11 protein-coding genes are annotated in these 8,623 nt (G+C 53.2%); 9 read left to right on the top strand and 2 right to left on the bottom strand.

What is annotated here, in order from left to right; translation table 11 throughout:
- Positions 1 to 296: 296 nt before the first annotated feature.
- Both CVU77_09170 and CVU77_09165 read right to left on the bottom strand, forming a co-directional pair.
- On the bottom strand, positions 297 to 755 hold the full coding sequence (locus CVU77_09170) for an MFS transporter permease (protein ID PKN00665.1): 459 nt from the start codon (positions 753 to 755) through the stop codon (positions 297 to 299).
- Between the two features lie 15 nt (positions 756 to 770).
- Entirely contained in the window at positions 771 to 2,111 is a 1,341-nt protein-coding gene (locus CVU77_09165) for an aspartate aminotransferase family protein (protein ID PKN00666.1), read from the bottom strand.
- Between the two features lie 369 nt (positions 2,112 to 2,480).
- On the opposite strand from CVU77_09165, the gene CVU77_09160 reads away from it, so the two are divergent.
- The 9 genes from CVU77_09160 to CVU77_09120 all read left to right on the top strand — a co-directional run bounded on the left by CVU77_09160 (position 2,481) and on the right by CVU77_09120 (position 8,407).
- Positions 2,481 to 3,008 carry a hypothetical protein gene (locus tag CVU77_09160; GenBank protein ID PKN00664.1) on the top strand — a complete coding sequence of 176 codons (528 nt, stop codon included), beginning with the start codon at positions 2,481 to 2,483 and terminating at the stop codon, positions 3,006 to 3,008.
- A 2-nt stretch (positions 3,009 to 3,010) separates the two neighbouring features.
- The gene (locus CVU77_09155) at positions 3,011 to 3,895 is read left to right on the top strand and encodes a protease HtpX (protein ID PKN00663.1); all 885 of its coding nucleotides are present in this window, start codon (positions 3,011 to 3,013) and stop codon (positions 3,893 to 3,895) included.
- A gap of 60 nt (positions 3,896 to 3,955) precedes the next feature.
- Positions 3,956 to 5,014: a 23S rRNA (adenine(2503)-C(2))-methyltransferase RlmN gene (locus CVU77_09150; protein ID PKN00662.1), complete on the top strand. Its 1,059-nt coding sequence runs from the start codon at positions 3,956 to 3,958 to the stop codon at positions 5,012 to 5,014.
- A 163-nt stretch (positions 5,015 to 5,177) separates the two neighbouring features.
- Entirely contained in the window at positions 5,178 to 5,912 is a 735-nt protein-coding gene (locus tag CVU77_09145; protein PKN00661.1) for a hypothetical protein, read from the top strand.
- Entirely contained in the window at positions 5,909 to 6,631 is a 723-nt protein-coding gene (gene rpe, locus CVU77_09140; GenBank protein PKN00660.1) for a ribulose-phosphate 3-epimerase, read from the top strand. Before CVU77_09145 ends, rpe begins: the two co-directional genes overlap by 4 nt.
- Positions 6,632 to 6,714: 83 nt before the next feature.
- Positions 6,715 to 6,966 carry a 30S ribosomal protein S16 gene (gene rpsP, locus CVU77_09135; protein PKN00659.1) on the top strand — a complete coding sequence of 84 codons (252 nt, stop codon included), beginning with the start codon at positions 6,715 to 6,717 and terminating at the stop codon, positions 6,964 to 6,966.
- 55 nt (positions 6,967 to 7,021) lie between these two features.
- Positions 7,022 to 7,270, top strand: a complete 249-nt coding sequence (locus CVU77_09130; protein PKN00658.1) for an RNA-binding protein — start codon at positions 7,022 to 7,024, stop codon at positions 7,268 to 7,270.
- A 202-nt stretch (positions 7,271 to 7,472) separates the two neighbouring features.
- Positions 7,473 to 7,853, top strand: coding sequence for a 30S ribosomal protein S6 (gene rpsF, locus CVU77_09125; protein PKN00657.1), 381 nt, complete (start codon positions 7,473 to 7,475; stop codon positions 7,851 to 7,853).
- 125 nt (positions 7,854 to 7,978) lie between these two features.
- Positions 7,979 to 8,407, top strand: coding sequence for a single-stranded DNA-binding protein (locus CVU77_09120; GenBank protein PKN00656.1), 429 nt, complete (start codon positions 7,979 to 7,981; stop codon positions 8,405 to 8,407).
- Positions 8,408 to 8,623 lie beyond the last annotated feature (216 nt).

The raw sequence follows: 8,623 nt of genomic DNA, 5'->3' as shown, positions 1-8,623 counted from the left end.
TTATCGCCGAGGCCGGTATCGACGGGAGCGCATATAAAACTTCGGAAGGCGTCTGTTATTATGAGCAGCCGATAGACGCCACACGCCTCGCAAGCGGCGTTTACATCTATTACATCCGCGCAAGAAAAGCGGGATTTCCCGACGTAACGCTGACGAAGAAGTTTGCGGTGATAAAATAGAACCCGCCGACAAAAAAACAGGCAGCCCGTTTAAAGGCCGCCTGTATATTTTTTATGTTTCAGCGGTTGAGGGTATTTCCAACCCGATACAATGTCGTTCTTTTCCCTTTATTCCACCTATTGTTTATGCCGTAGGTCGATTTGTTCCTGAACTTTTTTTCGGAACTCGAAAGGATTTGATATATTATTGTACTTACCCGCTGTTCCTCCGGTTCCCCTAATTATCAAGGTTCCGTAGTTTAAAACCCTCCCGAGTATTCCCTGATTTACTTGGATACTTTCTATTTTTGTGAGAAGTGTTTCAAGGGATTGTCTGCGGATAAGACCCACTTTTATCAATACTCTCTTATCTGTTATACCAAACTCCGAGTATTGATAATTTATGAATCTTAAGCCCCCAAGTATAATAGAGATGAGCAGGAAAAAGATACCACCGCCTATACCGTCACGTCCTGCGGTAAAACTTAGCATACCTAAGGCAGCGATGATGGAAGGCAATATAAATATTACCCAATGTATTTTGGTGCGATGGATAACCCGTTCGCCAGCCGAGAGGTTTTGCTCGATATAACTCATAAGTGACCTCCTTTTTTACTTCGACTCTTTCTCCACAATACCCAGACACTCGTCGAGCACCTTGTAGATAAAGTCCGCGTCGTCTTTTGAAATGCACAGAGGCGGTTTTATCCTTATCACGTTGCCGGCCATGGCGCCTTTGCCGACCAAAAGACCTCTTTCTTTGGCAAGGTCCATTATGCGCAGCGTTTCTTTGGCCGCCGGTTCTTTCGTTTTTCTGTCTTTGACGAGCTCAAAGCCGAGCATAAGCCCTTTGCCGCGCACGTCTCCGATAATCTTGTGGCGGCCCATAAGCTCCATCAACTTCTCTTTCATGTGTTTTCCTACGACCGCCGCGTTGTGGGCGTAATTATATTTTTCAATCGCTTCAAGCACGCCGAGGCCCGCGGCCATCGAGACGGGATTTCCGCCGTAAGTGTTGAAATGGACTTTTCCGCGCATAGATTCGGCAATGTCCGCGGTGGCGATTATTCCGCCCAAAGGAGCCCCGTTTCCTATACCTTTGGCCATGGTTATTATGTCGGGCTTTACTCCCCACTGCTCTATGCCGAAGAATTTATCGCCCGTGCGGCCGAAGCCGGTCTGCACTTCGTCGGCTATGAATACGCCGCCGTATTTTTTGACGATGTCATATGCGATTTTGAAATATTCCTTGGGCGGATCCACCACGCCTCCGAAACCCTGTATGGGCTCGGCTATGAAACCGGCGATTTTGCCCGACGAAGAATATTTTATCACGCCCTCGATATCTTTGGCGCAGGCCATATCGCAGGCCGGATACGTCATAGCGAACGGACAACGGTAGCAGTAGCCGGCCGGCGCGTGATACACTCCGAAGACGTAAGGCAGCGAGTGCCTCCAGGCGCTTTGTCCCGTAAGAGACATTGCCATCAGCGTGCGTCCGTGAAACGAGTGCCTGAGCGCCACAAACTCCATCTGTTTGGTATAGTTTTTGGCAAGAAGCGCGGCCAATTCGTTGGCTTCGCATCCTGCGTTCGTGAAGAAAGAAACCTGCAGAGCCGGATTCGCGTTCTTGGCGACCTCCGCCATTTTCTTGGCGTAGAGGGCGATGTTGGGATGATAATAAAGCGTCGTCATGTGCTGCAACGAAGCCACCTGCGCTTGTATCTTGGGCACTATGTCGGGGTGGCAGTGACCCACGGAAATCGTGACCACGGCGGAGAAACCGTCGAGATACTTTTTACCCGCGTCGTCGTAAACGTACTGCATTTCGCCCTTTACTATGTTGAGGGGCTCGGTGAAATAAGTCATCGTCGACGGAAGCAGATGCTTCGCGCGCAACTCCCCTATTTCTTTGGCGGACAGCGACTTCTTTGAAACCGTTGACTTGGCCATAAAAAAATGAACCTCCGGATAGAGACGATTATTTTTACAAAAAAGCGGGTTTGAGTATACAATTTTTAATGACCTTTTCCAAACACTCAAACTTATATATAATGTGAAGAAATGCGGGGCGCCGGCGCGCCTTTGGCGGTCAAATCTTATGTCGTTTACACAAATCGAAGAAGTCAAATGTTCCTCTTGCGGCCGCGGTTTTGCCGGGCGCCGCTTCGGTGTCGCCCGATAAAAAATCCGTTATGGCGGCGCTGGAAACAGTTCTGGACGGCAATCCGGCGCTGGAAAGTTACTCAAAGTTCGCCGCCGAGTTGTCGTCGACGTCCGGCGACATAGCGCCGCGCCTTGTGGATTCGGTGAAATCATAAAATGAAACGCCGCGCATTTATAAATATCGTCTTTCCCGCCGCCCATCTGGCGGGTCGTCTGCTGCCGTCGCTGCGCGGGTGCATAGAGCGCAAAGTCGTGGAGATCAACAACAAGCTTACCTGCGACTCGCTGCGCGGAAAACGCGCCGCCTCCGTTTTGCTTCTTCTTCCTCATTGTTTGCAGCTGGATTCCTGTCCGCACAAAATAACCTCCGATATTCTTAACTGCCGCGCCTGCGGAAAATGCGACGTCGCCGGAATCCTTTCTCTCGAAGGAAAATATGGTATAATCATAAAAGTAGCCACCGGTGGGCGCCTGGCCAAAAAATGGGTTGAAGAGTCCGGCGCTGATATTATTCTTGCCGTGGCGTGCGAACGCGAACTCGTCGAAGGCATAACGGCCGTATGGCCCGCCAGGGTACTGGCCGTGGAAAACTCCCAACCGGAAGGACCCTGCGTCAACACCCGCGTCGACGTTTCGCGGCTTTCCGGAGCGCTTGAAGAGTTGCTCAAAACGGAGCGAACTTAATTATGAACGCAATTAAAACATTTCTTCTTCTTTTCGCGCTCACGGCCCTTTTTGTGCTCGTCGGGCAGCGTCTGGCCGGCAACGACGGTATGATTATCGCGCTGATTTTCGCCGCGGCGATAAATTTTTTCGCCTGGTGGTTTTCGGACAAGTTGATTCTGGCCGTCACAGGCGCAAAACCCGCGGCCGACGGAGATCTCCAAAATGTGCGGCGCATATTAAGCGGTCTGGCCATATCGAACAATATGCCTTTGCCCAAGCTTTACGTTATGGAGACACAAATGCCCAACGCCTTTGCCACGGGGAGAAATCCCTCGAACGCGGCGGTTGCCGTGACACGCGGCATCGTTTCTCTTCTTTCCGACGAAGAATTGAAAGGCGTTATGGCCCACGAACTTGCCCACATAAGAAACCGCGACACTCTCATATCCACTGTGGCGGCCACCGTTGCCGGCGCGATATTTATGCTGGCCAGAATGGCGCAGTGGGCTATGATATTCGGAGGCCGCGGCGGCGGCCGCAACACCAGACGGGGAGGCGGCGAAATGCTCATAATGGCGATTTTCGCTCCGCTTGCGGCAATGCTCATACAGATGGCCATATCGCGCTCGCGCGAATTTTCCGCCGACAAATCCGGCGCCGCGTTGTCCGGCGACCCTATGGCTCTGGCCTCGGCTTTGCGAAAACTCGCCGCGGGCATCCGGCTTAATTCCGTGGAACCAAGTCCCGTCACCAACCATCTTTACATAGTCCATCCGTTCGGGGGAAAGTCGGCTTTCGCGCTTTTTTCGACGCACCCTCCCGTCGAGGAAAGAATCAGGCGTCTGGAAGCAATGGCCTCAAAAGCCGCGGAAGCCAAGTACTCCGTCCCAAAAATAATTCACTGAGCGATTCATCGACGGCGCCGACGTCCCTCGCGCGCCGCCTCCGGTTTTTGTTATCTTATTATGAAACATATTCTTTCACTTTCTGATTCGGACCTCGACGGTTTCCTTAAATCCATCGGAGAGAAACCGTACCGTCGCCGTCAGATATACGACTGGATTTTTAAAAAGGGCGCGCGCGATTTCGGAGCCATGGCCAACCTGTCTGCGGCGTTCAGGCGGCAGCTCGGCGAACATTTTACCGTGACATCCCTCGAACATGCCCCGCTCCAAGTGTCCTCCGACGGCACTGTGCGCATAGACATGGCCGCTTCCGACGGAGTGTCTTTCCCCGCGGTTATTCTTAAAGGCGCCCGCGAAGGCGCTTTAAGCGTGTGTATTTCGTCTCAGGCCGGCTGCGCCGTGGGATGCGCTTTTTGCGCTTCGGGCGAAGGCCTCAAACGCAACCTTACGCGGGGCGAAATCGCCGAGACGTTCCTGGCCGCGGGCGATTATGTCGCCCGTTGCGGCGGCGAGCGCAACAAAATCACGAGCGTGCTTTTTATGGGGCAGGGCGAGCCGCTGCTGAACTATGAATCCGTCGCCGGCGCCATATCCGACATCAGCTCGCCCGACAAATCGGCGCTGGGGCAGCGACATATCACGCTTTCTACCGTAGGAATAATCACCGGCATTCGCCGCCTCGCCGCCGACGGTTTCAAGGTGCGGCTGGCCGTTTCGCTTCACGCGGCCGACGACGACCTCAGGAAAAAACTCATCCCCCGCGCCGCCTCGAAAGTCGCCACGCTTCTTGAAGCCGCCCGCGACTATGCCGTTTCGTCGGGGACGCGGCTGACCTTCGAGTGCGTGATGATAAAGGGCGTCACCGACACTCCAAAACGCCTCGAAGAACTCGCGCTTATACTGCTGAGGTTCATATCCGAGCGCGCCGCGTTTGTGGTAAATCTCATTCCGTTCAACGAAAACTCCCGCGCGGCGTCGGAGGCGTCGTATTTCCGCGCCCCCGACGGAAAAGATCTTGAAGCGGCACGCGATTATCTTGTTTCGCGCGGCATTTTTACTATAATAAGATCCAACAAAGGGCGCGATATATCGTCGGCGTGCGGGCAGTTGGGCGTCTGACATTTTTTTTGACCCTTTGGGCAACATTATGAAATTGTTGAAAAAGTCCTCTTGACTGTCATTGCGAGGAATTGTAGGGGCGTATTGCAATACGCCCCTACTTGATGAACGACGAAGCAATCTCGCTGTCATCGTCGGGTGAGAGATTGCCGCGTAATGATAAATGACGGGATTTTTCAATAAACCCATTATGAAAAAAACCAGATTTATAATTTACGGCGTAATTTTCGCGGTATTCCTGGGGCTTTTGGCCAACTGGACGTTTGAATCTTTTGTGCACTCCCGCCGCGAAGTCGACGTTCCCGACGTTGTCGGAAAAACGCTTTTCGAGACGCTGGAGCTTTTGGAGCCGCTCAATCTGGGTCTTCGCAAAGTCGCCGTGGAGTTCGACAAAAATCTGCCGACCGGCGTCATCGTGCGGCAGAATCCTCCGGCTGCAATGAGAGTGCGCGAGGGAAGAATAATAAGAGTAACCATCGCCGTCGGCGCGGAAAGCGTATTCGTTCCGACGCTGGAAGGGCAGAATCTCAGGCAGGCCGAAATAAAAATTCGCGCCGCGACTCTTATTTTAGGAGAGATAACAAAAAACTATTCGCTGAAATATCCGTCGGATTACGTCATAAAACAATCTCCGCCGCCCGCCGCGCGGGTATCAAAGGAAACGGTGGTGAACCTGGTCATTTCGGGCGGAGCGCCTCCTGCGGACGTTGTGCTTCTGCCCGATTTTACAGCGCAGAGCGTTGAGAAGGCGGAGGCCTGGGCGCGCGAGACGGGCGCCACGGTGGAATACAATTTTGAGGATAATTTTAAGTTTGTGGGAAAAGTCATAAGGCAGACGCCGGAGTTCGATACCATCGTCGAGCCGGGAACCGTCGTCAGCGTGGTGGCGGGAAGATGAAAACTAAAAAGAAGCGCGTCGGTCCGAAAACTCTGAGGCCGTCGCCGGCGGTGATAGTGGCGCCGTCGATATTATCGGCCGACTTTTCGCGTCTCGGCGAAGAAATCCGCTCCGTGGAGCGCGCCGGCGCCAAGTGGCTCCATATAGATGTTATGGACGGTCACTTTGTTCCCAATATAACCATCGGGCCGGCTGTGATAAAATCCCTGCGAAACGCCTCAAAACTTTTCTTCGACGTCCATCTGATGATATCCAAGCCGTCGAAGTATCTGGGTGACTTTCTCTTGGCCGGAGCCGACGCCGTTACATTTCATCTGGAAAGTGAAAGCCGGGCCACTCTTGCCGCGCTCCTGACCGCGACAAGAAAAGCCGGAGCCCTGGCCGGCATATCCATTAAACCTGAAACTCCGGCACACTCGCTCGATTCGCTGGCGCATCTGGTCGACATAGTTCTTGTAATGAGCGTCGAGCCCGGTTTCGGCGGGCAGAAGTTTATAAAATCTTCAGCGGGTAAAATCCGCAAAGTCCGCGCTCTGCTCGACGAGGTTAACCCGTCCGCGCTTGTCTCCGTCGACGGCGGGATAGACGCGGCCACCGCCTCAAAGTCCGTATCGTCGGGCGCTTCGGTGCTTGTGGCGGGTAATTCAATTTTCCGCGCCGCCGTCGGGCCGTCGGTTGCATTCGGCAGGATTTTCCGGGCCGCCTTCCGTCGGATTTGACATAGAGCCCAATTTTAATTATAATAGCAGACGGTCACGAAGAGTCGAGAGGTTAGTTCATCGGGCCTGATAGGAGCATAAACGTGGCATTAAAGATAAAGTTTTCCAGAACCGGAAGAAAAAACACCCCTTTTTTTAGGATAGTCGTCGCGGAGGAACACTCCCGCAGAGACGGCACTCCCGTCGCATTGCTGGGACGTTACAATCCCCGCGAGGCCGACAACGCCAAAAAACTCGAAGTCGACGACGAAAAACTTAAGTACTGGATCTCCGTCGGCGCTAAACCCACGGAAAAGGCCAAGAGCATTCTTAAAACTCATCTGGCGAAATCCTGAATAACTCCCTGAAAGGCGGTTTTACATCATGATTTTCAACTGGAGGAGGAACCCGATGAAAGACCTCGTCATCTATATGGCCAAGGCTCTTGTGGACAATCCCGATCAGGTTGACGTCAAAGAAGTAGCCGGCGAGAAAGGAACGGTGATGGAGTTGAGAGTCGCCGAGTCCGACAGAGGAAAAATCATCGGCAAAGAAGGCAGAATAATAAAGTCGATAAGAACCATAGTAAACTCCGCCTCGGCAAAACTCGGCAAACGCGCCACAGTGGAACTCATAGAAGATAAACCGCCGACGCCCTGAAATTTACCCTGAAATACGTAGAGCCCCGCCTTGCGTAGCGGCTACAGGTGATCCCGCCGGTTATTGTAGTTGCGCCGTCTTACGGCGCTTCTTGTTTAAGTAATAACACCCTTTTCTTCGCCCCCCGTCGGGTGGCGAGGATTATCCCGAAGAGTCCGGACTTTGTGTCCGCTACCGCGGGAAACCCGTAAAGGAGGAAGCAGTGAACAGTTACGAAACCACACTCATTCTATCGCCGGAACTACCCCCCGAGGCGATAGAGACCCTCATCGACAAAGTCAAAAAAATCCTTTCCAAAGACGGCTCGACCGTGTCTCTTCTTGAGAACGAGGGCGTCAAAAAACTCTCATATCCCATCGACGGACGCTCCGAGGGATGTTACATTTACGCGGAGTACAAAGCGGGACCCGCGGTATTGGTTGAACTGGAAAATTTCCTGCATCTTTCGGATGCGGTAATAAGGCATCTTTCCGTCGCCAAGGAAAAACCTTCTAAGATTAAACCCGCGGCGCCTCGCCGTCCGCGTCCGGAGCCGGTATCGTCGCCCGTGTCCGCACCGGCGCCCGTTGCAAAACCCGAATAGCGTCGAGAGTTCCCGCGCCGCATATAATTCGTCCGCGTTGCGGATATAAGTATTTCGGTGTAATTAAAACAATACGCGCACAAGCATAACGTCGCCCCCGGCGCGATAATAACAAGGAGGGGAAAGTGGCACAGTTAAAGCTTCCCGAAGTAAACGTAGTAATAGTCGCGGGGCGTCTTACAGCCGACCCGGACTTTAGAACCACGTCCGGCGGAACCGCGGTAGGCAATTTGTCTCTGGCGGTCAATCGCCGCGTAAAGAGTAAACAGGGCGAATGGACGGACGATGCGACATTTATCGACGCCGTCATCTGGGGCGAGTACGCCGAAAGATGGAAACCGCGCCTGAAGAAAGGCGCGCCCGTAATCGTGCAGGGTTCTCTTCGCTCGAACAAGTGGGAAACCAAAGACGGACAAAAGCGCACTACCATAGAGATAGTCGTCAATAAGATACAGACGCTCGAAAGAATGCCCGCGCCGGGTTCGGTCGCGGGTTCCGCCGCTTCGGACGACGAAACATCGTCGCCTGTTTCTTCCGACGAAGTTCCTTTCTAAAAAAAGGATCGCGTCGGTTTGCGGCGCATAATTACGGTTTTAACAGGCAGCACCGCCCCTCACGGGGGCATACCGCGCCCGCCGATTTTCCTCGCCCGTCATTGCGAGACCCCGATTTATCGGGGGCGTGGCCCCGCCAAAAGGCAGTGGTCAGTGAAATAAAAAGAAGTGAATAGTGATTAGTAAAAGCGTCTGTTCGGTCACAGTTGGACAGCA

The organism is Elusimicrobia bacterium HGW-Elusimicrobia-1 (assembly GCA_002841695.1).
Lineage (GTDB): Bacteria > Elusimicrobiota > Endomicrobiia > PHAN01 > PHAN01 > PHAN01.
Note: the sequence above shows the minus strand (reverse complement) of the source record. Positions and strands in the feature narration are given on the sequence as shown.

What these genes read in the sequence shown, in the direction of transcription:
- CVU77_09145 (PKN00661.1), top strand. Translation starts at nt 5,178, where the DNA reads ATGACGGGATTTTTCAATAAACCCATTATGAAAAAAACCAGATTTATA.
- CVU77_09155 (PKN00663.1), top strand. Translation starts at nt 3,011, where the DNA reads ATGAACGCAATTAAAACATTTCTTCTTCTTTTCGCGCTCACGGCCCTT.
- CVU77_09170 (PKN00665.1), bottom strand. Translation starts at nt 755, where the DNA reads ATGAGTTATATCGAGCAAAACCTCTCGGCTGGCGAACGGGTTATCCAT.
- CVU77_09130 (PKN00658.1), top strand. Translation starts at nt 7,022, where the DNA reads ATGAAAGACCTCGTCATCTATATGGCCAAGGCTCTTGTGGACAATCCC.
- CVU77_09150 (PKN00662.1), top strand. Translation starts at nt 3,956, where the DNA reads ATGAAACATATTCTTTCACTTTCTGATTCGGACCTCGACGGTTTCCTT.
- CVU77_09160 (PKN00664.1), top strand. Translation starts at nt 2,481, where the DNA reads ATGAAACGCCGCGCATTTATAAATATCGTCTTTCCCGCCGCCCATCTG.
- CVU77_09165 (PKN00666.1), bottom strand. Translation starts at nt 2,111, where the DNA reads ATGGCCAAGTCAACGGTTTCAAAGAAGTCGCTGTCCGCCAAAGAAATA.
- rpe (PKN00660.1), top strand. Translation starts at nt 5,909, where the DNA reads ATGAAAACTAAAAAGAAGCGCGTCGGTCCGAAAACTCTGAGGCCGTCG.